The sequence below is a fragment of the Novosphingobium malaysiense genome (assembly GCF_000802225.1).
Classification (GTDB): domain Bacteria; phylum Pseudomonadota; class Alphaproteobacteria; order Sphingomonadales; family Sphingomonadaceae; genus Novosphingobium; species Novosphingobium malaysiense.
This window is the reverse complement of sequence record NZ_JTDI01000008.1, coordinates 1-22,846: the sequence shown is the minus strand read 5'-3', so window position 1 is coordinate 22,846 and position 22,846 is coordinate 1. Positions and strand designations below refer to the sequence as shown.

The 22,846-nt window shown below is 61.4% G+C and carries 21 protein-coding genes; 15 read left to right on the top strand and 6 right to left on the bottom strand.

What is annotated here, in order from left to right; translation table 11 throughout:
- The first annotated feature begins 15 nt into the window (after positions 1–15).
- From LK12_RS21775 to LK12_RS21765, 3 genes are all read left to right on the top strand, one after another.
- Positions 16–2,523: a TonB-dependent receptor domain-containing protein gene (locus LK12_RS21775; RefSeq protein WP_039289787.1), complete on the top strand. Its 2,508-nt coding sequence runs from the start codon at positions 16–18 to the stop codon at positions 2,521–2,523.
- A 204-nt stretch (positions 2,524–2,727) separates the two neighbouring features.
- Entirely contained in the window at positions 2,728–3,258 is a 531-nt protein-coding gene (locus LK12_RS24020; protein WP_052223686.1) for a MarR family winged helix-turn-helix transcriptional regulator, read from the top strand.
- 61 nt (positions 3,259–3,319) lie between these two features.
- Complete coding sequence (locus tag LK12_RS21765) at positions 3,320–4,234, top strand: metal-dependent hydrolase (protein WP_052223685.1); 915 nt, start codon at positions 3,320–3,322, stop codon at positions 4,232–4,234.
- Between the two features lie 28 nt (positions 4,235–4,262).
- Here LK12_RS21765 and LK12_RS21760 read toward each other — a convergent pair whose 3' ends face one another.
- Positions 4,263–5,306, bottom strand: coding sequence for a zinc-dependent alcohol dehydrogenase (locus tag LK12_RS21760; RefSeq protein ID WP_039289785.1), 1,044 nt, complete (start codon positions 5,304–5,306; stop codon positions 4,263–4,265).
- A gap of 360 nt (positions 5,307–5,666) precedes the next feature.
- Here LK12_RS21760 and LK12_RS21755 point away from each other — a divergent pair, with 360 nt between their 5' ends.
- From LK12_RS21755 to LK12_RS21745, 3 genes are all read left to right on the top strand, one after another.
- Complete coding sequence (locus LK12_RS21755; protein WP_052223684.1) at positions 5,667–7,934, top strand: arylsulfatase; 2,268 nt, start codon at positions 5,667–5,669, stop codon at positions 7,932–7,934.
- Positions 7,935–8,032: 98 nt separating this feature from the next.
- Positions 8,033–8,998 carry a helix-turn-helix domain-containing protein gene (locus LK12_RS21750; RefSeq protein ID WP_039289779.1) on the top strand — a complete coding sequence of 322 codons (966 nt, stop codon included), beginning with the start codon at positions 8,033–8,035 and terminating at the stop codon, positions 8,996–8,998.
- 76 nt (positions 8,999–9,074) lie between these two features.
- The gene (locus LK12_RS21745) at positions 9,075–10,085 is read left to right on the top strand and encodes a phytanoyl-CoA dioxygenase family protein (protein ID WP_039289776.1); all 1,011 of its coding nucleotides are present in this window, start codon (positions 9,075–9,077) and stop codon (positions 10,083–10,085) included.
- A 74-nt stretch (positions 10,086–10,159) separates the two neighbouring features.
- On the opposite strand, the gene LK12_RS21740 is transcribed toward LK12_RS21745, so the two are convergent.
- A complete protein-coding gene (locus LK12_RS21740; protein WP_039289773.1) occupies positions 10,160–10,600 on the bottom strand; it encodes an acyl-CoA thioesterase in 441 nt (146 codons plus the stop codon).
- 251 nt (positions 10,601–10,851) lie between these two features.
- Here LK12_RS21740 and LK12_RS24015 point away from each other — a divergent pair, with 251 nt between their 5' ends.
- On the top strand, positions 10,852–11,628 hold the full coding sequence (locus LK12_RS24015) for a GntR family transcriptional regulator (RefSeq protein WP_052223683.1): 777 nt from the start codon (positions 10,852–10,854) through the stop codon (positions 11,626–11,628).
- 188 nt (positions 11,629–11,816) lie between these two features.
- Entirely contained in the window at positions 11,817–13,304 is a 1,488-nt protein-coding gene (locus LK12_RS21730; protein WP_197063616.1) for an aldehyde dehydrogenase family protein, read from the top strand.
- Between the two features lie 27 nt (positions 13,305–13,331).
- Here LK12_RS21730 and LK12_RS21725 read toward each other — a convergent pair whose 3' ends face one another.
- Positions 13,332–14,135 carry a crotonase/enoyl-CoA hydratase family protein gene (locus LK12_RS21725; RefSeq protein WP_039289770.1) on the bottom strand — a complete coding sequence of 268 codons (804 nt, stop codon included), beginning with the start codon at positions 14,133–14,135 and terminating at the stop codon, positions 13,332–13,334.
- A gap of 175 nt (positions 14,136–14,310) precedes the next feature.
- Here LK12_RS21725 and LK12_RS21720 point away from each other — a divergent pair, with 175 nt between their 5' ends.
- Entirely contained in the window at positions 14,311–15,066 is a 756-nt protein-coding gene (locus tag LK12_RS21720; protein ID WP_231568445.1) for an SDR family NAD(P)-dependent oxidoreductase, read from the top strand.
- Here LK12_RS21720 and LK12_RS21715 read toward each other — a convergent pair.
- Positions 15,063–16,049, bottom strand: a complete 987-nt coding sequence (locus LK12_RS21715; protein WP_231568444.1) for an NAD(P)H-dependent flavin oxidoreductase — start codon at positions 16,047–16,049, stop codon at positions 15,063–15,065. The two genes, LK12_RS21720 and LK12_RS21715, sit on opposite strands and share 4 nt — an antisense overlap.
- 195 nt (positions 16,050–16,244) lie before the next feature.
- On the opposite strand from LK12_RS21715, the gene LK12_RS21710 reads away from it, so the two are divergent.
- The 6 genes from LK12_RS21710 to LK12_RS21685 all read left to right on the top strand — a co-directional run bounded on the left by LK12_RS21710 (position 16,245) and on the right by LK12_RS21685 (position 21,426).
- A complete protein-coding gene (locus LK12_RS21710; protein WP_052223682.1) occupies positions 16,245–17,042 on the top strand; it encodes an IclR family transcriptional regulator in 798 nt (265 codons plus the stop codon).
- 94 nt (positions 17,043–17,136) lie between these two features.
- Positions 17,137–17,922 carry an enoyl-CoA hydratase gene (locus LK12_RS21705; protein WP_039289764.1) on the top strand — a complete coding sequence of 262 codons (786 nt, stop codon included), beginning with the start codon at positions 17,137–17,139 and terminating at the stop codon, positions 17,920–17,922.
- 12 nt (positions 17,923–17,934) lie between these two features.
- Positions 17,935–19,095, top strand: coding sequence for an acyl-CoA dehydrogenase family protein (locus tag LK12_RS21700; protein WP_039289762.1), 1,161 nt, complete (start codon positions 17,935–17,937; stop codon positions 19,093–19,095).
- A 10-nt stretch (positions 19,096–19,105) separates the two neighbouring features.
- Positions 19,106–20,182 (top strand): acyl-CoA dehydrogenase family protein, encoded by a 1,077-nt coding sequence (locus tag LK12_RS21695; protein ID WP_039289759.1) that lies wholly within the window; start codon positions 19,106–19,108, stop codon positions 20,180–20,182.
- Positions 20,183–20,197: 15 nt separating this feature from the next.
- Positions 20,198–20,725, top strand: coding sequence for a VOC family protein (locus tag LK12_RS21690; protein WP_052223681.1), 528 nt, complete (start codon positions 20,198–20,200; stop codon positions 20,723–20,725).
- A complete protein-coding gene (locus tag LK12_RS21685) occupies positions 20,722–21,426 on the top strand; it encodes an SDR family NAD(P)-dependent oxidoreductase (RefSeq protein ID WP_039289756.1) in 705 nt (234 codons plus the stop codon). The genes LK12_RS21690 and LK12_RS21685 overlap by 4 nt, the downstream gene beginning before the upstream one ends.
- Positions 21,427–21,580: 154 nt before the next feature.
- Here LK12_RS21685 and LK12_RS21680 read toward each other — a convergent pair whose 3' ends face one another.
- The gene (locus LK12_RS21680) at positions 21,581–22,510 is read right to left on the bottom strand and encodes an electron transfer flavoprotein subunit alpha/FixB family protein (protein ID WP_039289499.1); all 930 of its coding nucleotides are present in this window, start codon (positions 22,508–22,510) and stop codon (positions 21,581–21,583) included.
- A partial coding sequence (locus LK12_RS21675; RefSeq protein ID WP_039289502.1) for an electron transfer flavoprotein subunit beta/FixA family protein occupies positions 22,510–22,846 on the bottom strand: 337 nt, incomplete at its 5' end. The genes LK12_RS21680 and LK12_RS21675, both read right to left, overlap by 1 nt.

The window sequence follows — 22,846 nt, the reverse complement described above, 5'->3', positions numbered from 1 at the left end:
GGGAAAGGGTCGCGAATGAAGTTTTCTTACTTGTTTTGTACTGCAGCTGCACTTGCTTATGGTCATCCGGCTTTTGCCGCGAGCGCTGATGGCGCACAGACGGGGGCAGCCGAAGAGGTGGCATCAGCGGATGAATCCGTGAAGCCCGCACGTCGACCGGCTTTCAATACCGGTGTGGCCCGCGCGCGCGATGCCCTCGACACAGCGGTCTCCACCAGCACCGTAGTCGAAACCGAGATCAACAAGGTAGCGCCCCGTTCGCTTGCTGAACTGTTCCGTCTCATTCCGGGCATCCGCTCGGAAGCCTACGCCGGCGATGGCAACAATGCCTACACGGTTCGTGGACTGCCGCTCGTTTCTGACGGCGCCAAGTATATTCAGCTGCAGGAAAATGGGCTTCCCGTTCTTGAATTCGGCGATGTTCAATCTTTCGGCCCGGACAATCTCATGCGCGTCGACCTGAACCTGGCGGGCGTTCAGGCCATCCGTGGCGGTTCCGCTTCCACATTTGCATCGAACGCCCCAGGCGGCATTATCAATCTGATTGAAAAGACGGGAGAAGTCGAAGGCGGCTCGGTCCAGTTGAGCAGCGGCCTTGATTACGAAATGTACCGGCTGGACGTAGATTACGGTGCGCGCATCAGCGACACGCTGCGTTTTCACGTGGGCGGATACTTCCGTTCGGGGGAAGGGCCACGGAGCACCGGATACAATTCCTATCGTGGCGGGCAGGTCAAGTTCAACATGACCAAAGAGTTCGCGGCTGGCGGACATCTGCGCATTTACGCCAAGATGCTCAATGACAGATTTCCGCAGTATTACCCCAGTCCACTTGTCGTTAATGGTACGAATGAAAATCCGAGCTTCAAGAGTGTTGCGAATATGAACGTCAAGAATGACAGTTCCTACTCGCAGTACCTGTCATCGTTCGTTTCTTTCGATTCCAACAATAACCTCAAGCGCTTCAACATCCACGACGGCAACCGAGTCAAGTCGAATTCCCTGGGGTTCGAGACCAAGTTCGGCGTGGACGGCTGGACCTTTACGGATAAATTCCGCTATTCCGACACCGCCGGCGACATCAACGGCGCTTCCCAAATTCTCTACCTGCCGGCTTCTGCACTTGCTGCAACCTTTGGCGGACCGGGCGCGACCGTCAGCTATGCACAAGGCGAGAATGCGGGCGAGGTGATCGCCAACCCGAGCGCGCTCAACGGTAATGGCTTGCTTGCATTGACTGTTCCCAGCGACCTTGTTCTCAATGACTTTTCCAACGCGATAAACGACTTCCGCGGCAGCAAGGTCTGGGAGATCGGCGGCGGACGGCTGACGCTAACCGGTGGCTGGTATCATTCCTGGCAAGCGCTGAAGTATGACTGGCTGCTGACATCGGTTGTTCAGGACGTCGTTGGCGGCGGCGATTCGCGGCTCGTAGACATTACTGCGGCGAACGGTTTCCCGGTTACCCAAGGCGGGATTCTTGCATATGGCTCCCTCACGCCAGGATACCAGCGTTCCTATGATGTCGAATATAGCGTGAATGCGCCCTATGGCTCGTTCAACTTCCACAAGGGCCGCCTCGCGGTCGGCGGCAGCATTCGCTATGACATGGGAAAAGTGCGCGGCACCACATCGGCTGATGGCTCCAGCGACGCGTACTTCGTAGACATCAATGGCGACGGCGTGCCGTCATCCTACGCCGAGACAGTGGTGCGCCATTTTCCGACATCGAGCGGGGATCCTGTCGATTACAAGTACGATTACCTCTCCTATTCTTTGAGCGCGAATTTCCGCGTCGCCGAGACCTTCTCCCTGTTCGCCCGCTACAGTCGCGGTGCCAGGGCCAGTGCCGAACGCATCCTGTTCTCACCGGCCATCAATGCCGCCGATGGCAGCCTGGCTGAAAAGAGCGCAGCCTATAACCCGGTTCGTCAGCTGGAAGGTGGCTTCAAGTACCGCACCGGGAGTGTATCGCTGAACCTGACGGGTTTTCTCGCCAATGTAGACGAGACGAATACCCAGCTGGTCAATGATGCATCGGGAACCTACTTTGAGCTCGTTTCGCGTTCCTACCGGGCCTATGGCGCGGAGCTCGAAGGCAGCTGGCGGCGGGGGGGCTTCAGCGTCAATGCCGGGGCGACCCTCACGCATGCGGAGATTACCGCCGACAAGAACCATCCCGACTTCGTCGGCAATACGCCGCGACATCAGGCAAAGTTCATTTATCAGCTGGTGCCGCAGTATGATTCCGGCAAGTTCGTGGTCGGCGCGAGCGTCGTGGGAACTACCGGCAGTTACGCGCAGGACGTGAACAAGCTTCGTCTGCCTGCATACACGACCGTGGGGGCCTTCGTGCAGTATCGACTGGCCGAAAACATCGTATGGTCCATGAATGCCAGCAACCTCTTCGACGTCCTGGCGATAACGGACGTGCTGGAAGGCTCGATCCCTGCAACGGGAGTGGTGAGCGCTCGTACTCTCTACGGTCGCACCATTTCCTCGTCGCTCCGCTTTAATTTCTGATCATGCGTTGATCGTTTGCCCTCCTGCCTGCCAGCAGGGGGCAAACGTCGCGGTCGTCTGCCGGATTCTCCACGCCCGTCGTCGGGATGGCCGCTGCTCGCTCAGTGGATTAAACCATGCAGCTCGAACCCGGTGCGGAAAGTTGGCCGCGTGTCTGCAATCGACAGTTGCCCATGGGGTTCTGCAGAGGATACCAAACCTTTCATGACCTCAGGTTCGCGCAACACGGCAATCGATGCCATCCGGCACTACCGTGACGTCTTCAAAGCCGATGAGCGGGGCATTGACACCATGCATGCCGGTGTCATGTGGTACATTGTCGCGCTGTCGCATATGATAATGGCCGATCTCGAAGATTTGCTTAAGCGCTACGATCTTACGCCATCCGACCTCTTTGTGATTGCGGTCGTCCTGATCGAGGAGGGTAGAAACCTGCGGCCTTCGGACGTGGCGCGCATTCTCTTGGTGTCCCCGGCAGCCGTGTCGCTCAAGGTTGCAAAACTGCAGCAGCGTGGACTGCTGATGCGGGAAGAGGATGCAAAGGACAGGCGGATCGTGGTCTTGCGGCTGACACCGGACGGAGCGGAACTGGCGCACCGGATTTTGGCCATGGTCGCAGCAAAGGGCAAGTTTGCCCGTTCCTTGCGAAAGCTTCCGGTAGAGGACCGCAATGCGCTTGAGTCGCTGCTCGGGAATTTGAGCGTGGAAATGAGAAGACACTTCGCAAAATATTGATTTTTAAACTTGCTTTAGGGTTTAAAGGAAAACTCCTTCCTGCTGCAGGAGCCTCTGGATTATGATGATCGCAAAGGTCGTACTGGAGGAGGCATTGTCCATGGGCATGATCGTTCGCTACCCGAAATTCGATTTCTCGGACTTCAAATTCTACTGGTCACACAACATGGCTTTCAGCCAGGACAGGAATGCGACGGCAATCATTCCGTCTCCTGTCGAACCATGGCTCATAAAGCTGCTGCGCGAAGCCATGCCGAAATTGCCGCAGAAATATGCATGGTTGAAAGCGGACGCTGAAAAGTTCATTGCGCAGGAATCGCAGCATTTCCGCCAGCATCGCACATTCAACAAGCTCATGGTCGATGCCGGGTTCCCGAAGCTCGCGGAACTTGAAGCGGGCCTGGCCGCTGACCTTGAACGGTTCAGGAAGACCAAATCCCTCAAATGGTGTCTTGCCTATGCCGATGGCTTTGAATCGCTGGGCGCGGTCGCGGGCAGCCTGTGGTTCGAAAAGAGCGAGGAGATGGTCGGTGGCCTCGACAATGCCGCGATCCGTCTGTGGAAGTGGCACATGGCCGAGGAATTCGAGCACCGCGAGGTCTGCTACCAGTTCTTCAAGGCGATCTATTGCCAAGGGTTCTGGAACCGCATCTTCAACGGCTATTTCTACCGGTTGGGCGGCCTGATCTTCGCGATGTGGCACTTGCGCGGGTTCTCCAGCAAGGCGGTCAAGTACATGCGCGAGGTGGAAATGGAGCGCATGTCTCCCGCCGAGAAGGAGCAGCTTCGCAAGGACACGAAGGCCTTCAACAAGTTCAACCGCCGGGCATTTGTCGCGCCGCTTCTGGCGAATTTCCTGCCTTGGTACGATCCGGCCAAGAAGCCCGAACCCAAGGGCCTCTACGAATATCTGCGCCATTTCGAGAAGGGTGGCGACTGGGCTGCCGGCGGATCGCAGCAGGCCGCCGGCGCCTGATCCACGCGGGCGGGCACGTGACCGGGCGTTACGTGCCCGCCGGCATGTCCGGGGTAAGCAGGACCTTCAAGTCGCTCCCCGGCAACTTCAGAGCCTCGAACCGATCGGGGAATTCGTCGAAGCCGATTTGCGCGGTGACGATCGGGGAGGGATCGATGACCTTGCGCTCGAGCAGCGAAATGATGTCGATCCAGTCCGCCCGGTCGTAACCCATGCAGAATATCAATTCGACGGCCTTGCGGATGGCCGTGGCCGGTTTGAACGTGTCGGGATGCATGCAGACACCGACAACGGCGATGCGCGTGCCGTAGCCGGCAATGTCGATGCAATGCTGGATCATCCCGGGCGCGCCGACTGCCTCGATGATGACGTCGGGCGCTGCCTTGCCCGTCGCGCGTTCGAAGGCCGCGCTCACGCGTTCCTCGCGCTGGGGGTTGATCACCGCCGAGGCGCCGACCTGCCTGGCCACGTCGAGGCGGGCGTCCACCAGATCGCTAACCACCACGTCCGCCGCGCCCAGATGGCGGGCCCACAACGCGATGGTGAGGCCGATCGGGCCGGCCCCGGCGATAAGGACGCTGTCCTCCGGCGTGATGCGCGCGCGGCGGGCGGTATCGTATCCCACCGCGAGAGGTTCGATCATGGCGGCATCGCGCGTGGATACCGTCTTGCCCACCGGCACGCTGCAATCGGCCCGGACGCGCACGAACTGGGCATAGGCACCGGCGGTATCGAGCGTGAACCCCAGGTAGCGCAGGTTTCTGCAGCGCTGGAATTCCCCTTTCGCGCAGGCTTCGCATTGACCGCAACTGGCGTGGGGCATGGCCGTGGCGCGCTGCCCGATCTGCCAGCCCGAGACACCGGGGCCGATCGCCACGACTTCGCCGACGAATTCGTGGCCGAGGATAGTGCCGTCCTGCAGGTATCCCGGCACGGCTGCGGCATGGGTGTCCGAGGCGCAGACGCCGCAGGCCTCCACCTTGAGTAGCAATTCGCCGCTGGCGGGTTCGGGCATGGCGACGTCTTCGATCGAAAGGGGGTGTCCTACCTTCTTGAATATGGCGGCTTTCATCCCGTTTCTCCCTGAAATGCCGGTCGGGAACCGGCTCGGTCAAGGCCGTTTCCGTTCGGGTCTGCCAACTGACGAATATGAAGGCATCGCCCCGGAGCAAGCCGCAGCGCATCCTATCGCATAAACGATAAGCGCCTTGGGCGCGGTGCTTGCGGTTGCCCTGCGCTTCGATCGGTCAATAATTGCGGGCTGAAAAGCAGGGGGTGAGCGCCTGTGCATTCGCAGGGGCGACGCCTTGTCCGTGATCCCGTGGCGCTTGTCCGGTTTCTAGGTCGGGCCGCTGTCGGCAAAACCAAAAGATGCCGTCTGGACGGATGGCCACAGGGGAAGTTGGATATGGCGAGTTTCAGGAAAAGGCGGATGGTCTGCGCCACGGCCTTCGTTGCCATCGGTGCGATCTTGAGTGGCGCCGCGCCGGCACAGACCGATGTCGGCTTGACTTTCAAGGACAGTGGTCCTTCCCATCCTCCCGTTGCCCCGCACCCGTCCAGTGATGCGCCCAACATCGTGCTGATCATGCTCGACGACGTGGGCTACGGCCAATTCGGGACGTTTGGCGGCGCTGTGCCGAGCCCCGCGATGGACGCGCTGGCAAAGGAGGGCCTGCGCTTCACCCGGTTCCACACGACAGGCATTTGCTCGCCCACGCGTGCCGCGCTGTTGACCGGCAGAAATCACCACAATGCCGGTTTCGGCATCAACGGTGAAATGGCCACCGGCTATGACGGTTATACCGGCGTGATCCCGTCTTCAACGGCGACATTCGCCAAGGTGCTGCAGGAATCGGGATACGCTACTGCGTGGTTTGGCAAGAACCACAATACCCCGGTAAGCGAGGCCGGGCCCGCCGGGCCGTTCAATCACTGGCCCACGGGAATGGGCTTCGATCACTTCTACGGCTTCAACGGCTGGGGCGCGGATCAATGGTCGCCGGTCCTCTACAACGACACGACCCCCGTGCCGCCGTCCACGGACCCCGACTATATCCTGAACACGGACCTGGCGGACAAGGCTATTGCATGGATGCACAAGGTGCAGTCCACGGCACCCGGCAAACCCTATCTGCTCTATCTGGCGACCGGCGCGACCCATGCGCCGCATCATGCGCCGCCGGAGTGGATCGCCAAGTTCAAGGGCAAGTTCGACGATGGCTGGGATGCCTATCGCGAGAAAGCCTTCGCCCGCCAGAAGCAGCTCGGCGTGATCCCGCAAACGGCAAAGCTGACCCCGCGGCCCGATGCCATTCCCGCCTGGGATACGCTGAGCGCCGAGAAGAAGCGGATCTATGCGCGCGAGATGGAAGTTTTCGCGGGCTTTTCGGCACATACCGACTACGAAGTCGGCCGGGTCATCAAGGCGGCCCAGGAGCAATCCGGTTCGCGCGACACGCTCGTCATCTACATCCTGGGTGATAACGGGGCGAGCGCCGAAGGGGGGCTCGACGGGACGATCAACGAACTGGCGCCGGGCAACTTCCTGGCAGCGGAAGCAGCGGTCACCACGGAGAATTTGCCCAAGCTCGGCGGGCCCGATTACGACAATCACATGAGCTATGGCTGGGCGTGGGCGGTCGATGCGCCGTTTCGCTATTACAAGCAGGTTGTTTCCCACCTCGGCGCCATCCGCAATCCAATGATCGTCTCGTGGCCCTCGCACATCAAGGATCCCGGCGCCGTGCGTTCGCAGTTCCTCCACGTTATCGACATTGCGCCGACGATTCTCGATGCCGCCGGAATGAAAATGCCCGAAAGCGTAGACGGGGTACCGCAAAAGCCGCTCGATGGCGTGGATGCCCTTCCGGTGGTCCTCGATGGCAAGACCCCGGAAGTGCGCAAGATTCAGTATTTCGAGATGATGGCCAATCGCGGGATCTTCGCGAACGGGTGGTTCGCATCGGCGAAAATCTCCGACCCGTGGATTCCCTATCGCGCCAACCTCGATCCATTCGCCGTGAAGTGGGAACTCTACAATCTCGACAAGGACTTCACGCAGGCCGATGATCTGGCCGACGTGATGCCCGGCAAGCTGCAGCAGATGAAGGACCTGTGGTGGGCGCAGGCGGGACGCAACAATGTCCTGCCGATCGATTGGCGCGTGGGCACTCGTATGAATCCCAAGCCGAAGGATCGCAACCACTACGTCCTCTATCCCGGCACGATCAATTACCCCGAACTCATCGGCCCCGACGTGCGTAACCGCACCTGGACAGCCACGGCGAAAGGAACCTTCAACGCTTCCGACAAGGGCATGATCGTGACCCAGGGCGGTGTGTCGGGCGGCTGGGCGTTCTACTTGCGCGATGGCGTCCCGGTATTCGACTACAACCTGATGGGCATCCACCGCTATCGGGTCACGGGAAGCCACGCCATTCCGGACAATGCCAAGTCGCTGGAAATGCGCTTTGCCTATTCGGGCAAGGCCAGCGAACAGGGCGCCGGAGGTGTCGTCAGCTTCTACGCCGATGGCAAGCCGGTCGGCAAAGGGACGATCGAGCGGACCTTGCCAAACTTCATTTCGCTGACCGAAGGCCTGGATGTGGGCGCCGATTACGGTTCGCCGGTTGCCGACTATCCCTTCCCGGCGCCTTTCTCCGGCGACCTGCAAAGCGTGACGCTGGACATGCGGTAAGCGGCGGCACGGCGGGCTGGATTGAAACCGCGTTGACCGCGAGGCGCAAGTAAGGCTCTTGCGGCGCTGCGGGTTGATGCGAACGGAAGGCTGTCATCATGATCCAGTTGGCCATGCTTGTCCTTCCCGGGGCTTTTCATGGCGGCGTGGCCGCGCTGCTGGATGGCTTCGCCCTTGCCAGCGAGCGGCGTGACCGCGTCGTGCTGGGGGAGGGACCGGTCAACAGGGACATGCAATTGACCCTGCTTTCCAGCGACGGGGGCGAAGTCCGACTGGACGAGCACGTTACCGTGCAGGTGGATCGCGCCATTGCCAGCAACGACCGTTTCGATTTCGTCTGGGTGCCGAGTTTCCGGACCGGAGGAGGTTCGCTCCTCGCCAAGCGGCTGCAGGAACTGCGGCCCGTTGTGGACTGGCTTGCCGGTCTTGGCGGTTCGGGAAGCCTCATCGGCGCCAGCGGCTCGGCGATCTCTCTTCTGGTATCGGCCGGGCTGGTGCGCGATTTCGCCTTTCCGGTCGTTCCTGCGCTTGCGCCCACGCTGCGCGAAATCTTCCCGCGCGCGAAGCAGGACGATCATCGCGAGATCGTGGAACGGGGCAATATCCTGCTAAGCCGCGGCACCGCTTGCGACGACGAACTTGTGGCCCGCGCATTCGACCGGGTTCTCTCGCCCGCTGCGGGGCACTGGTTGCGCTCGGTTATGGGGCAGACCGTCGAATCGCGTGAGGCCGTCGCCCGCGACCCGCTGGTGGAATCCGCGCGCCTCTGGCTGGAGCAGCGCTTTACCGGACCGGTCTCGATCGCCGGGCTGGCGCAGGAACTCAGTGTCAGTCAGGCCATGCTGACGCGACGCTTCAAGGCCGAGCTGGGGCGCACGCCGAGCGAATACGTCAGCGATCTGCGCTTTACCACGGCCAAGCGCATGCTGGCGCAATCCAACCGCAGCATAGAGAGCATCGCGGCTGCCGTGGGATACAACGATGCGCGCAATTTTCGCGAGGCGTTCCGCCAGCGGGCCGGGGTGAGTGCGAGTACCTGGCGGACTGATAATAATTATCCGTAAATTGTCGAATCTAATCCGTTAATGCCCTTCGTGATCGTGGCAATATGGTGTCAACAACACACTGGGAGAAAACGACATGAATGCCCCCCCAAAGATATTCCCGCCGATTGACCGGCCCGATGCGACCAATCTCGATACGCTGTCCATCGATCCGAAGCGCAAGTTCGAGGTCTGCAACGACCTGCTTGACGATCACGACGCGCTCGAAGCGTTCTACGAGAAGAACGGCTACCTCTTCTTCCGCAACGTGCTCGACCCGGATTCGGTCAAGGAAGCGCGTGAAGCGATGCTGGCCGTGGCCGCCGACGAATTCGGTCTGGTCGAAAAAGGCGATGAGACCGCGAAGTGGACTGGCAAGGCCTATCCCCCGGGCAGCGAGGAGAAGCCCTGCTTTTCCGGCATCTCCAAGCGGCTGGTCAGCTACCCGCGCAATCAGGAAGTTCTCGCCAAGATCCTGGGCGAGGAGCCCTCGATGGTTCCGATCGTGCAGTACCGGCTCTATCCGCCCAACGGCCCGGTGACGATGGTCCATCAGGATGGTTTCTATTCGCCCGGTATCCACGACTACAAGCCGCTCTGGATTCCGCTGACGCCGTGCCCGCGCGAAGTGGGCGGCCTGACCATTGCCGTCGGCCAGAACCACAAGGGGTACTTTCATAACCTCGGCAAGGGCGGGAATTTCCCGATCCCTGACGACGTCATCGACCCGGACAGCTGGGCGACCGTCGACTTCGAGCCGGGCGATCTGTTGGTCGTGCATCCCTATTCGCCGCATGCGGGCCTGCCCAACACCTCGGACCGCCTGCGCGTTACGTTCGACACGCGCGTGCAGTCGGCCCGCAACCCGACCACTTTTGCGGCAACCGTGAATTCGGTCACATCCGACAGCATTACGCTGACGTCGGAAGACGAGAACGTGGGTACGGTGACGCTGTCGGTCGATCCTTCGACGTACATTCGCGTCCGTGACCCCGGGCAGAAAGAGAAGTTCGAGGAATTTGCCGATGTGACGAAGCCGGGCATGGACCTGTGCGTCGTTCGCGAAGGCGATCGCGCGGCGATGCTACGGATGGGCTCGCGGCCCTGAACCTGCTCCCAACCGGGCGCTATTCCGTTCTTGAAACGGAATAGCGCCCAAGTTGTGGTCCCACTGGGGGCGTTTTATTCCTCGACCAGCAATGGTGATAGGGCTTCGCGTTGGGCCGCTGTCAGTTGAACTGGCTTGCGTGTGTGACGATCGACGTAGACGTGCACGAAATGGCCGGTAGCAGCCGGCTCCTCGATTCCATCCTTGAACAGCCCTATCTCGTAACGGACGCTTTTTTCCCCAATCCGGCCAACGCGTAACCGCGCGTCGATGATTTCGGGAAATTCGAGGCTCTGGTGAAAATCGCACGCGCTTGACACGCAAAGCCCGATCGAGGGCGACGTATTCATGGCAATCACACCCGTTTCTACGATGTAGACGGTGACAATCTGGTCCATCATTGCATAATAGATGGCATTGTTTACATGGCCGTAGGCGTCGCAGTCCGCCCAGCGCACCGGTATCGCGAGGGAATGGCGATAGTCGTCTCTTTTCGGCGGTAGCGCCTTGCTCATGGTTGTCCCTTTCGTTTGTACACTCCATGAGGCTGGCGATGGCAGCGGACAATTGTTGACCTGGGACAATCGCAAATGCGATGGGATTTTGGGAGGCTCTCTTCTAAAGGGCTATTCGCATCGCCATCTCGATAAGCGCGCGATCGCGCTTGCCAAGAGAACCGGTCGCAGCTTCGATGGATGGCCGCGAAATTTCGGCAACGGTCGAATTCCTGCATGAGTTCGTCATAGAAACGAGATAGAGACGCTGTATGGCTTCGAGCATTCCCCAGACAGTTGGCGACGACAGCCCATACGTCCCGCGCGAAGCGCTCGAAGCGGGGCCTGTTCCGCTTTACTATCAGCTGGAGCAGCGACTGCGTGACCGGATCCATGACGGGGAATTCGCAAAGGGCGATCCGCTGCCGACCGAAGATCGGATCTGCCACGAGTATGGCGTCAGTCGCATCACCGTACGCCGTGCGCTTGCCGGTTTGCAGCAGCAGGGGCTGATCGAACGCCGACGCGGTGTGGGATCCTTCGTTTCGGAGAAGCCGCGCGGCATCAACAGCCATTTGACCGGCTCCTTGAACGAGTTTCTTGCGGTTGCCGGTTCGCTCACCACGCGTCCGATCTCCTTCGAAGAGAAGGTGCCGCCCAAGGATATCCAGCACAGTTTCAGCCTCGAAGATGGGGAGAAAGCTGTTCTACTGACCACCGTAGGTTCGCTCGATGAAGGCCCTACCGCATACTTGGAGATCTGGTTTCGCCCGGAGATCGGCCTTCAGCTATCGCCGGACCAGTTGTGCGGCAGAGTTCCGGTGGTGCGCTTGGTGGAACAGGTCGCCAACGTGCAGATCACCCGTGCGGAGCAGACGATCAAACCGGCGCGCGCGGGTAAGCAGGCCGGCAAGCACCTTGGGATCGATGCCGATTCGCCAGTGCTCAAAGTCAAGCGTTCCTACTATGCGGGCAGCAGGCTCATCGAAGTGGCGAACGTCGTTTATCATCCGGAACGTTACAGCTACGCCATCGAGTTCAAAGGCTGACGCTTTGGAGCCGGCATGGCCGGCGTAAACGGCTTGCCTGCTGCGTCTTGATACAGGTCAAGACGGCCCCAGCAATCATATCAACGATACCTCGCTCGGATCGCTGCAGAACGATTGCGGGCAAGGAACTGGCCGATCAGAAGGACCGGGAGGAGCGCCGCGTGCGCTAGAAAACCGAAGAGGCCTTTATGAACTTCGTCCCGGTCAATCCCGCCCTCCATGCCGAAATGGCAACTGCCTTACCGAAGGCCAAACTGGTGATCGGGGATCGTCAGCTCGATTCAGGTTCGCGGGGAACCATCGAGCACATCAACACGACGACCGGGCAGGCGCAGGGCGAAATCCCGCTCGCGGGCCCGTCAGACGTCGACGCTGCTGTCGCTGCCGCTCGTGCTGCACTGCCGGCCTGGCGTGACATGAAGCCTTTTGATCGGGCCGTCATCCTTCAGCGTTTCGCCGCGATGGTCGAGGATAATGCGGAGCGTTTTGCCAAGATTTCGGTCGTCGAAAACGGTATTCCCCGCACGTCGTGGGCTGGGATGTGGCCGCGCATCGTTGGCTGGACCCGCTACTATGCGGGCTGGGCCGACAAGATCGAAGGGCTGGTCACCAGCACCTGGCCCAACGACCATTTCGAATACACCGTTCCTGAGCCCTACGGGGTAATTGCCCATATTATCACCTGGAATGCGCCGATGCTGTCGCTGGCGATGAAGGTGCCGCCATCGCTGGCGGCGGGTAATACCGTGGTTATCAAACCCGCTGAATTTACGCCGTTTTCTGCTCAGCTGTTCGTTGAACTTGCACTTGAGGCGGGGGTTCCCCCGGGCGTGATCAACGTGGTACCTGGGGCCGTCGAGGCCGGTGAGGCTCTGGTCCGGAACCCCGGCGTGGACAAGATCTCCTTCACCGGGGGGCCCGTTGGCGCTCGGGCGATCATGCGTTCGGCGGCGGAGACACTTAAGCCGTGCGTCTTCGAGTTGGGTGGAAAATCAGCAAATCTGGTATTTCCTGACGCGGATTTGGCAGAAGTGGTGCCCTACAGCGTGGGCTTTGCTTTCAGTAACAGCGGGCAAGGATGTGCCATCCCGACACGGGCGATGGTCCACGAGGATATCTACGACCAGTTCCTGGAAATGGCTCAGGCAACGATCGAGCAGCTTCCCTACGGAGATCCGGCAAACGACGATGTGCTTGTCGGGCCAATGGTCAACCAAGTCGCCTATAACCGTGTGCAGGCCATGATCGAGGAGGCGCGCTCCAGCAAGGCGGGCCGTTTCCTGACCGGTGGGCAGGCCGTCGGGGAAACCGGACACTTCGTCGAGCCCACGCTGATCGCCGATGTCGATCCCAATTCGGAGATTGCGCAAAAGGAAGTCTTCGGACCGGTGTTGTGCGCGTTCAAGTTCCGGACCGAGGATGAGGCTGTCGAGCTTGCCAACGCTACCGAATACGGTCTGTCGGCCTATGTCCAGACGCACGACCTGGACGTGGCGCAACGTATGGTCCGCCGGCTCCATGCCGGCACGGTCTATGTGAACCAGGCAGGACCGGCCTACTCCGCCGGTTCCCCCTTCGGCGGCCTCGGTAATTCAGGTTTCGGACGCGAGGGCGGCAAGGCCGGGCTTGAGGAATTCATCCGCATCAAGGGTGTCGGGATGAGTATCCGAGTCTGACCGGCCCCGCCCCCCTTCGCAGGGGGGCTAGGCGCCGGTAAACGTCGGCGTGCGCTTTTCAAGGAAGGCGTCGACGGCCTCGGCGTGGTCTGCTGTTTCATGGGCAATCGCCTGCATTGCAGCCGACATTTCCAGGACGGTGTCCAGATTGGCATCCTGCGCCGTCATCAGCAGGCGTTTGGCCATGCGCAGCGAGCGCGCCGGATTGGCAACAATGCGTTCGGCGAGGGCCATCGCGGTGTCCATCAGCTCTTCGGGCTCAACCACACGGGACACCAGTCCGCATTCCAACGCTTCCTGTGCGTTCAGGACGTCTCCGGTCAGGATCATCTCGGCGGCCTTGGAATAGCCGACAACCCGCTGGAGCAGCCAAGCGCCACCGTCGCCTGGGATGAGGCCCATCTTGATGAAACTGGCGGCGAACTTGGCCTTGGCGCTGGCGATGCGGATGTCGCAAAGGCAGGCCAGATCATTGCCGACGCCGATGGCGTGTCCATTGATGGCTGCGATTATCGGAACTTCGAGCGCGCGGAAGGCGCGAGGCACCTGCTGGATTGCCCGGCGATAGTTCGTCCGGGTCGATGCGGGGTGCTCAAGCGGGCCGATCCCGTTGCGGTCCTTCATGCCCTGCAGATTGCCGCCGGCGCTGAAGCCGCGTCCTTCTCCGGTCAGGATTGCGGCGCTGATTTCCCGATCTTCGCCGATCTTGGCGACAGCGTCGATCAGATCGAAGCAGTCTTCCGCTTCGCCGATGGCATTCAGCTTGTCCGGACGGTTGAGCGTTATGATTGCAATCCGCCCGCGCTTTTCGAATTTGACGTAGTCGCCCATTGTTCGGTGTCTCCGCTTCTGGCGCCTTGCGGCGCTGATGTCCTGAACCTGATCCTGCCATTGCTCGGCGCGGCTCGCGATAGAGGCGGGGACTTATCGCTATTTCGATAAAGTGCACCGGTGCATTTCGGTGGCCACGGCAGGGCTCCCTCCTGCTAGGTCAGACTTGGCGCACATGAACCGCAGCACGGGAGGAGAGGGCATGAACCGACGCTTTGAAGGCAAGATTGCAATTGTGACAGGCGGTGCGTCGGGAATCGGCGCGGCCTGCATTGAACGCTTGAACGGCGAAGGTGCGAAGGTCGTGTGCTGCGATCTCCAAACCCCGCAGCGTGTGGTGCCGGACGTGGAGTTTCTCTCCTGCAATGTTGCCGACGAGGTTGCCGTGGCCGCTCTCGTTGCGAAAGTCGTGGAGGAGCATGGGCGCATTGATGTCCTGGTCAACAACGCCGGTACGGCGGGGCGCGAACAGGTGCGAATCCACGAGCTGAGCTTCGCGACCTGGGATCTTGTCCAATCGGTAAATGCACGCGGTACCTTTGCCATGATGCGCGCCGTGATCCCACACATGCTGGCGGCAGGAGGGGGCAACATCGTCAACGTCGCGTCGATTGGGAGTTTTCGGGCGACGCCGATGGCCGCCTCCTATCTCGCCTCCAAGGGGGCGATGATGATGCTCACGCGTGCCGGTGCGGTTGAATATGCAAAAGACAACATCCGCATAAACGCGGTCTGTCCCAGCACCACCGAAACGGCGATCCTCGAGCACACCTCGCCCGAGGCGCTTGAGCGGCTCGTGGCACGCCACCCGCAGGGACGACTGGGCAGACCAGAAGAAGTGGCAGCCCTCGTCGCGTTTCTCGCGTCAGGTGAGGCGCCGCACATTACCGGTGGCGCCTATCTTATCGACGGCGGGCGTTCCGCCGCCTAGCAGAAATACGCCTGCGCCGTGCTAAGGCGTTCGCGGCAGTCGCTGACGATACGCGTCACAAGTTCGGCGCACGAAGGAATGTCGTCGATCAGGCCGACCACCTGTCCGCCCCAGACAAGCGCATTCGCGAATTCCCCGCTGTCGAGCGTCGCCTTACCGCGCGCGCCCGAGGCAAGGTGGCGGATGTCCTCGAACGGTGCGCCTTGACGTTCGTGGGCGACCACTTCCTCCGAAATGGGGTTGGTCAGGACGCGTCCCGTGTTGCGATAGCTGCGAAATACCAGCGTGGTGTCGCGTTCGCTCGCGTCGACCATGGCCTGCTTGATCGCCTCATGGACCGGCGCTTCCCGGGTGGCGCAAAATCGCGTCCCCATATTGATACCTTCGGCGCCCATGGCCAGCGCGGCAGCCATGCCGCGGCCGTCGCCAATGCCCCCGGACGCGACGACCGGAATGGAAAGCGCCCGCGCTGCAGCCGGGATGAGGACAAGGCCGCCCACATCGTCTTCACCAGGATGACCGGCGCATTCGAAACCGTCGATCGAGATGATGTCCACACCGATCTTCTCGGCGGACAACGCATGACGCACCGACGTGCATTTGTGGATCACCTTGGCCCCTGCTGCCTTCATGGCCGGAAGATATGGGCCGGGCGAAGTCCCGGCAGTCTCTATTATCCGCACGCCGCTGTCCAGCGCTGCAGCCAGATATTCGGCATAGGGCGGAGGAGAAATCGAAGGCAGGATCGTCAGGTTCACCCCGAACGGCTTGTCCGTGAGGTTGCGCGTGCGTGCTATTTCCTTCGCCAGTTCTTCCGGCGTCGGCTGTGTCAGGGCGGTGAGAATGCCAAGGCCTCCAGCATTCGAGACGGCCGAGACCAGAGGAGCCTTCCCGTACCACATCATGCCGCCCTGAATGATCGGGTACGCAATGCCGAGTAGCTCGGTAACGCGGTTTTTCATGGCTGGAAGTGCGAGTTTCATAAAGGCCTTTCCCTGATCCGCAACAGTCGCTTTCGGGTGGCCGATTCTCCTCCCGAGCGCCTTATTGCACTGCAACATATTCTATAACTATATGAAATATAGTGATATAAACTTTTTCAGCGGCTGCTTGCCTCATTGATCATAGTTGTTATAACAATCTAACAGCAATGCAATATGCTATGAGAGGAGAGACTGATGGCGACGGTGCTGCACGACAAGAAAATCAAGTCTGCGGATCGAGTCTTGGAAATCTTCGAGATGTTCAATGCCAACCGCCAGGCCGTGACAGTCATGGAGGTCGCTCGAGAATTGCAGGCACCGCAGTCCAGCACGTCTGAACTGCTCGGCAGCCTCGTTCGTCGCGGGTATCTGGTGAAGGAGCGCGGGGCTCGTCTGTTCCGTCCTACTAGCCGCGTGGCACTGCTCGGCGCCTGGGTCCATCCCACCCTGTTCCGCCACGGGAATCTGCTTTCCATGATGGACAAGCTCGACGAGGAAACGGGGCTTGGCGTGGTGTTGGGTTCCATGCTGGGCGTTACTCTCAAGCATATTCACACCGTGGGCGATTTGCCGGAAGAAATTGGCACCGGTTCCAGCCATCACGTTCTGCACTCACCGATGGGGCATGCTCTGCTGACCACGATGTTCAGCGACGATTTGCGATTGCTGGTTCATCGCCTGAATTCGGAAAGCGACGCCGAGCAGCACGTGAAGCTGAGCGACATGTCCGATCGTCTTCGCGCTGTTTCGCGCCAAGGTGCGGCCATCGGTGAAGTGACGCCTGGCTGGACGGGGATTGCTGTACTGCTTCCGCAAAGCCATGGCGAAGAGCAGCTGTCGCTTGGTGTCGTCGGTCCGACCGAGGATATCGAAGATCGCAAGGAAGAATTGATCCGACACCTTCGACAAGCCATTTCCGGCGAAGTCGGTCCGCGCGTTGCCCGCGGGGATAGCCGCCCCGCACGACCGCCCCGCTACGTCAGCGCCGCCTGATTTCGATCTCCGGCACGCCGCCGGGGCCCTCCCTGCCATCGCTGGCCCGCAGACGGGACGTCGTGTCTCGTGTGCTCACAAATAGGAATTTTCAGTGACCGAACATATCAAGACCCGCAAGGACGGTGCCGTCGGGCACATTATCTTCAACAAGCCCGAAAAGATGAACGCCATCTGTCTTGATATGTGGCAGGGCATGGGCGACGCGATGGAGATGTTCGAGAACGACGACGACGTGCGTTGCGTCGTCTTCTCGGGTGCAGGCGACAAGGCATTTGTGGCCGGTGCGGATGTCGGTAAGTACGAGCAGGAGCGTGGCGACAAGGATTCTCAGGAACGTTACGCCAAGACCGGCGAAGACGCGATGCAGAAGATCTACCGTTCCAAGAAGGTCACTGTAGCCGCGATCGACGGTTACTGCATCGGCGGCGGCGTCTCGGTCGCGCTTGTGTGCGATCTGCGCTATTGCTCGGCCAAGTCGTCGTTCGGCCAGCCGGCGATGAACATCGGCATCGGCTACCGCTATTCCTCGCTGCGCCGCATGGTCGACATCATGGGCTATGGCGCGGCCAAGGATATGTTGCTCGGGGGCCTGCGTCTCTCTTCCGACGAAGCCTACGTGAAGCACCTCGTGGGCCGAGTTCTGCCCGACGAGGAGTTCTGGCCGTGGATCGAGAAGGTGACCAAAACTATTTCTGTCGGTGCGCCGCTGACGGCCGAAGACATCAAGTACACGCTCTGGACCTACGCCCAGGACGAATCCAAGCGTGACACCGATCGGTGCGAGGAACTTTTCCAGATCTGCTACGCCTCGGAAGACTACAAGGAAGGCATTCGCGCCTTCGCCGAAAAGCGCAAGCCGGTCTTCACCGGCAAATAAGCACCAGCAGACATGGACCTCAGTTTCACGGCGGAGGAGGAAGCCTTCCGAAAGGAAGTGCGTTCCTTCATCCGCGAGAATCTCGATCCCGTCACGCACCGCAAGGTAGCGGACGGCCGCATTCCTTCGAAGGACGAAATTGTCGCCTGGCAGCGCACGCTCAACGCGCGCGGCTGGGCGACGCCGTCCTGGCCGAAGGATGCCGGAGGTCCGGGTTTCTCGGCGGTTGAGCGCTATATCTTTCTCGATGAACTGCATCAGGCACCGGCTCCCGAGCCGGTGTCGTTCAATGTCTCGATGATCGGGCCGGTCCTGATCCAGTTCGGGACGGACGCGCAGAAGGATCGCTTTCTCACGAAGACGGCGAACAACGACATCTGGTGGGCCCAGGGTTTCTCCGAACCCAATGCCGGCTCGGACCTCGCGGCGCTGCGCACTTCGGCACGGCGCGAGGGCGACCACTTCGTCGTGTCCGGCCACAAGATCTGGCAGGGCATGGCGCACCATGCGGACTGGATGTTCACGCTGGTCCGCACCGATCCCTCCGCACCCAAGAAGCAGATGGGCATCAGCTTCCTGCTCATCGATCTGCGTCTGCCGGGCGTGACGATCCGCCCGATCATCACGGCAGACGGCCGCCACGAAGTCAACGAAGTGTTCCTCGACGAGGTGAAGGTGCCGGTCGACTGCCTCGTGGGAGAGGAAAACAAGGGCTGGGACGTCACCAAGTTCCTGCTCTCGAACGAACGCACCGGCATTGCCCGTATCGGCATGACCAAGCACCTGATCCGCCGTATCAAGCGCCTTGCCGGCGATGATCAGGCGGTGATGCGCAAGGCGGCCGCGATCGAGGCGGAGCTCAAGATCCTGGAGATCACGCAGCTGCGCATTCTCGATGCCCAGCGCAAGATGACCGGGCCCGATCCGCGTTCCTCCGTGCTCAAGCTCAAGGGCGTCGAGCTGCGCCAGGCAGCCTCGGAACTCCTGCTTGAAGCCGCAGGGGGGCAGGCGCTGGAAGAGCGCACTGACGAAGATCCCCTGGGGCCCGAGAATGAGGAATGGCTGGGCACGATCATGCCCAACTATTCCATCCTGCGCGCAGCCTCGATCTATGGTGGGTCGAGCGAGGTGCAAAAGACCATCGTCGCCAAGACGCTGCTTGGTCTGAATTAGGCATACTACGATGGACTTTGAACTTTCCGACGACCAGCGCATGCTCAAGGACAGCGTCGAGCGCCTCATCAGCGATCGCTACGGTCTCGAGCAGCGGTTACGTTACCAGAGCGAACCGTGCGGCTGGTCCAAGGCGATCTGGAACGATTTCGTCGAACTGGGTCTGACCATGCTGCCATTTTCCGAGGAGCACGGCGGGCTCGGGCTCGGCGGGGTCGAGACAATGATCGTGGGAGAGGCCTTTGGGCGCGGTCTGGTGGTCGAACCCTATTTGTGCTCGATCGTGCTCGCGGGTGAGGCGATTGCGCAGGGCGGCGGTGAAGGCGCCGGCGACCTGCTCGGCCCGATCATGGGTGGTGAGATCATCGCGGCACTGGCCGACCGGGCGGAAGTCGTGACGGAAGGCAGCACCCTTTCGGGCTCTGCGACAGTCGTTCTTGGTGGCGATACCGCACAGCTCTTCGTCATCCCGGAAGGCGAGGGGGCTTGGTTACTCCCCGCCGATGCGCGGGGCCTTGCCGTGCGCCCTTACAGGCTGCACGGTGGCGGCGGCGCTGCCGACCTGTCGCTAGACTCGGTCCCGCTTGAAGACGCCCAGAGGTTGGCCGACGGGGCCGTGGCGCGCGCGATCGAATGCGGCATCGGATTCCTCGCTGCGGAGGCCACGGGGGCGATGCAGGCGGCGCTTGACGGCACAGTTGAATATCTCAAGACGCGCGAGCAGTTCGGCAAGCCGATCGGCAGCAACCAGGCGCTGCAGCACAAGGCTGCCGAGATGCTGGTCGAAGTCGAACAGGCGCGCTCCGCCGCGATCTATGCGGCGATCCTGTCGAACGAGCCCGACGCGGCCGAACGCGCGCGCGGCATGGCGGCGGTCAAGGCGGTGATCGGCAAGACGGGCCGGTTCGTGGCGCAGAACGCCGTTCAGTTGCACGGGGGCATCGGCGTGAGCGAAGAGCATATCGTGAGCCACTACTTCCGCCGCCTGACGGCGATCGGCATGCTGCTCGGCGGAACCGACATGCAGCTCAAACGACTGGCGGAACTCGGCGGGTTCACCGGGCCGGAAGACCACCTCGCCGCCTAAGGCAGGAGCAGGAAAATGTCACATCCCGCACCATCGACGGTCGCTATCGAGGGCGATTTCTATCAAGTCGGCGTCGTCGTGCGGGACATCGACGAAGGCATGGCGCGCTACAGCCAGCTCTTCGGTCTCGGCCCGTTCTGGCGCCTCGATACTCATTACCGTGCGCGCTACCGCGAATGGGAAGGCATTGTCGCCAACCGCAATGCCTTTGCGCGGTGGGGCGATCTCTGGCTCGAAATGGTCGCGCCGGGGGAAGGGCAGAGCAATGCCCGCGAATGGCTTGAACAGCGCGGTGAAGGGATCTTCCACCTGGGCTATGCGGTCGACGACGTGATGGCGCATCCGGCGCGCTGGCCGGTCTGCTTCCAGCCCCTCGAAACGCGCACCAAGGACGGCCATCCTGCGCTCGTCCATCTCGATACGGTCAAGGAGTTCGGGTATTTCGCGGAGCTGACCGAACGAAGCCTGGCGCAGCGCATCAACGAAGGGATCGCAGCTGCCCTCGCCGATCCCACCGCCCCCGGACACGTTGCCTGCCCATGACCACAAGCCTTGATATCCTTGCCGGCCGTCGGGCCCTGATCACCGCTGCGGGCAACTACATGGGGCCCGCCATTGCGAAGAAGTTCCGGGCTGCGGGCGCAGACGTCATCGAACATCGCGGGGATTATCGCGATGATCCGTCGCAGCCTGCGTCGGTCGTCGATGCCGCCGGGCACGTCGATATTCTCGTCGTCAATCTTCCGGGCGGTCACGAAGAACTGCGCGACCACTTGCGCACGCCGGCTCATGAGCAGGGCGAGGAACACTGGCAGCAGATGTTCGATCTCATCGTCCATCCGACGATGCGCTTCGTTTCCGCAGTCTTGCCCCAGATGATCGAACGCCGTGCGGGCAAGATCATCGTCGTTACCAGCGCGTCCCCGTTGCGCGGCTCACCGCTGCTCGGAGCCTACTGCGCGGCACGTGGGGCGCAGAATGCCTATGTGCGTGCGGTCGGTACCGAAGTCGCGCCGCACAATATCCAGATAAACGCCATTGCCCAGCACTTCACCATTGGCGGCTTCAGCGAGGAAAGCGCGGAAGACCCGCAGGTGCGCACATGGGTGGAGAAGGTGGTGCCCGCCGGGCGTTTGGCCCGCGGCGAGGAGCAGGCAGCGCTGGCCCTGTTCCTGGCTTCGCAGGACAGCAATTTCTTCGTCGGCCAGACCTTCCCGTTTGCCGGGGGCTGGGCCGTTACCTGAAACGCGCTGGCGCTGGACCAAGGCGTCTCGGCTGACTCCGCCACGAACGGACGGTGCGTAGCGCACGGGCTATCAGCCGCTAAAAGCAAACGCCCCCGGGATTGTATACTCCCGGGGGCGTATCGGTCCGGCGCGACCCGCCGGGCTCAGTGCCTCAGAGCTTGCTGGTAAGCTCCGGCACGGCGTTGAAGAGGTCCGCCACGAGGCCGATGTCTGCGACCTGGAAGATCGGGGCGTCCTCGTCCTTGTTGATGGCGATGATGGTCTTGGAGTCCTTCATGCCGGCAAGGTGCTGGATCGCGCCCGAGATGCCGATGGCAATGTAGACTTCCGGGGCGACGATCTTGCCGGTCTGGCCGACCTGGTAGTCGTTGGGCACGTAGCCTGCGTCCACTGCGGCGCGGCTGGCGCCGACGCCAGCGCCGAGCTTGTCGGCGAGCGGCATGATGTACTCTTCGAAGGTCGGGCCGTCCTTGAGGGCGCGGCCCCCCGAGACGATGATCTTCGCGCTGGTCAGTTCCGGACGCTCGCTCTCGGCGATTTCGGCGCCGACGAAGCTGGACAGACCCGCGTCACCCGCACCGGCGACATCCTCGACCGTGGCTGAACCGCCGCTGGCGGCTGCCTTTTCGAACGCGGTACCGCGCACGGTGATCACCAGCTTGGCATCGCTCGATTCGACGGTGGCGATCGCGTTGCCGGCATAGATCGGACGGGTGAAGGTCTTTTCGCCCTCGACCGAGATGATGTCCGAGATCTGCATGACGTCGAGCAATGCGGCGACGCGCGGGGCGATGTTCTTGCCGGTGGTGGTGGCCGGAGCCAGGAACGCGTCGTGATGGCCCATGAGATCGGCGATCAGCGGCGCGACGTTTTCGGCCAGACCGTGTTCGTAGGCGGCATCGTCGGCGAGGTGAACCTTGCCCACGCCGGCGATCTGCGCGGCGGCGTCCGCCACGGCGCGGCAGCCCGAACCGGCGACCAGCAGGTGTACTTCACCGAGCTTCGAAGCGGCGGTGACGGTGGCGAGAGTGGCGTCCTTGAGGGACGCGTTGTCGTGTTCGACCCAAACGAGCGTCTTCATCAGGCGACTCCCATTTCCTTGAGCTTGGCGACGAGGGCGTCAACGTCCTCGACCTTGATGCCGGCCTGACGCACCGGCGGCTCGGAGACCTTGAGGGTCTTGAGGCGCGGTGCGGTTTCGACGCCGTAATCGGCGGGGGCCTTGGTATCGAGCGGCTTCTTCTTCGCCTTCATGATGTTGGGCAGCGAAGCGTAGCGCGGCTCGTTGAGGCGCAGGTCGGTGGTGACGATCGCCGGCATGGCGAGCTTCACGGTCTCGAGACCGCCGTCGACCTCGCGGGTGACCGAAACGCTGTCGCCGTCGATCTCGACCTTGCTGGCGAAAGTGCCCTGCGGG

Excerpts from the sequence above, each read along its gene's own strand:
- LK12_RS21720 (WP_231568445.1), top strand. The coding sequence starts at position 14,311 with ATGAACCGCAGCACGGGAGGAGAGGGCATGAACCGACGCTTTGAAGGC.
- LK12_RS21750 (WP_039289779.1), top strand. The coding sequence starts at position 8,033 with ATGATCCAGTTGGCCATGCTTGTCCTTCCCGGGGCTTTTCATGGCGGC.
- LK12_RS21700 (WP_039289762.1), top strand. The coding sequence starts at position 17,935 with ATGGACCTCAGTTTCACGGCGGAGGAGGAAGCCTTCCGAAAGGAAGTG.
- LK12_RS21755 (WP_052223684.1), top strand. The coding sequence starts at position 5,667 with ATGGTCTGCGCCACGGCCTTCGTTGCCATCGGTGCGATCTTGAGTGGC.
- LK12_RS21690 (WP_052223681.1), top strand. The coding sequence starts at position 20,198 with ATGTCACATCCCGCACCATCGACGGTCGCTATCGAGGGCGATTTCTAT.
- LK12_RS21685 (WP_039289756.1), top strand. The coding sequence starts at position 20,722 with ATGACCACAAGCCTTGATATCCTTGCCGGCCGTCGGGCCCTGATCACC.
- LK12_RS21710 (WP_052223682.1), top strand. The coding sequence starts at position 16,245 with ATGGCGACGGTGCTGCACGACAAGAAAATCAAGTCTGCGGATCGAGTC.
- LK12_RS21730 (WP_197063616.1), top strand. The coding sequence starts at position 11,817 with ATGAACTTCGTCCCGGTCAATCCCGCCCTCCATGCCGAAATGGCAACT.
- LK12_RS21695 (WP_039289759.1), top strand. The coding sequence starts at position 19,106 with ATGGACTTTGAACTTTCCGACGACCAGCGCATGCTCAAGGACAGCGTC.
- LK12_RS21715 (WP_231568444.1), bottom strand. The coding sequence starts at position 16,049 with ATGAAACTCGCACTTCCAGCCATGAAAAACCGCGTTACCGAGCTACTC.
- LK12_RS21725 (WP_039289770.1), bottom strand. The coding sequence starts at position 14,135 with ATGGGCGACTACGTCAAATTCGAAAAGCGCGGGCGGATTGCAATCATA.
- LK12_RS21775 (WP_039289787.1), top strand. The coding sequence starts at position 16 with ATGAAGTTTTCTTACTTGTTTTGTACTGCAGCTGCACTTGCTTATGGT.
- LK12_RS21680 (WP_039289499.1), bottom strand. The coding sequence starts at position 22,510 with ATGAAGACGCTCGTTTGGGTCGAACACGACAACGCGTCCCTCAAGGAC.
- LK12_RS24020 (WP_052223686.1), top strand. The coding sequence starts at position 2,728 with ATGACCTCAGGTTCGCGCAACACGGCAATCGATGCCATCCGGCACTAC.
- LK12_RS21760 (WP_039289785.1), bottom strand. The coding sequence starts at position 5,306 with ATGAAAGCCGCCATATTCAAGAAGGTAGGACACCCCCTTTCGATCGAA.
- LK12_RS21745 (WP_039289776.1), top strand. The coding sequence starts at position 9,075 with ATGAATGCCCCCCCAAAGATATTCCCGCCGATTGACCGGCCCGATGCG.
- LK12_RS21765 (WP_052223685.1), top strand. The coding sequence starts at position 3,320 with ATGATGATCGCAAAGGTCGTACTGGAGGAGGCATTGTCCATGGGCATG.
- LK12_RS21740 (WP_039289773.1), bottom strand. The coding sequence starts at position 10,600 with ATGAGCAAGGCGCTACCGCCGAAAAGAGACGACTATCGCCATTCCCTC.
- LK12_RS24015 (WP_052223683.1), top strand. The coding sequence starts at position 10,852 with ATGGCTTCGAGCATTCCCCAGACAGTTGGCGACGACAGCCCATACGTC.